A 340-nucleotide genomic window follows, 5' to 3' on the forward strand; every position below is an offset into this window, starting at 1 on the left:
GGCTCGAACCTGTGACAACTCGATTAACAGTCGAGTGCTCTACCAACTGAGCTATCAGGGAATGGTGGAGCCAAGCGGGATCGAACCGCTGACCTCCTGCTTGCAAGGCAGGCGCTCTCCCAGCTGAGCTATGGCCCCATACACTGGTGTATTCTAGTTGTGGTCTTACTATGGGCCCTGGTGGACTCGAACCACCGGCCTCACCCTTATCAGAGGTGCGCTCTAACCAACTGAGCTAAGGGCCCTTATCAATTTTCGAAAAAAAATACCCCAAAGGGGTTTCGCTTGGCGGCGTCCTACTCTCCCAGGACCCTGCGGTCCAAGTACCATCGGCGCTAGA

Annotated in this window: 2 tRNA genes; both read right to left on the minus strand. The window is 55.3% G+C overall.

The window, feature by feature from the left end:
• Positions 1-62: 62 nt before the first annotated feature.
• Positions 63-138 (minus strand) — tRNA-Ala (locus tag OM416_RS31760).
• A gap of 33 nt (positions 139-171) precedes the next feature.
• A tRNA-Ile gene (locus OM416_RS31765) sits at positions 172-245 on the minus strand.
• Positions 246-340 lie beyond the last annotated feature (95 nt).

It is taken from the genome of Paenibacillus sp. LS1 (genome assembly GCF_026013365.1).
Lineage (GTDB): Bacteria > Bacillota > Bacilli > Paenibacillales > Paenibacillaceae > Paenibacillus.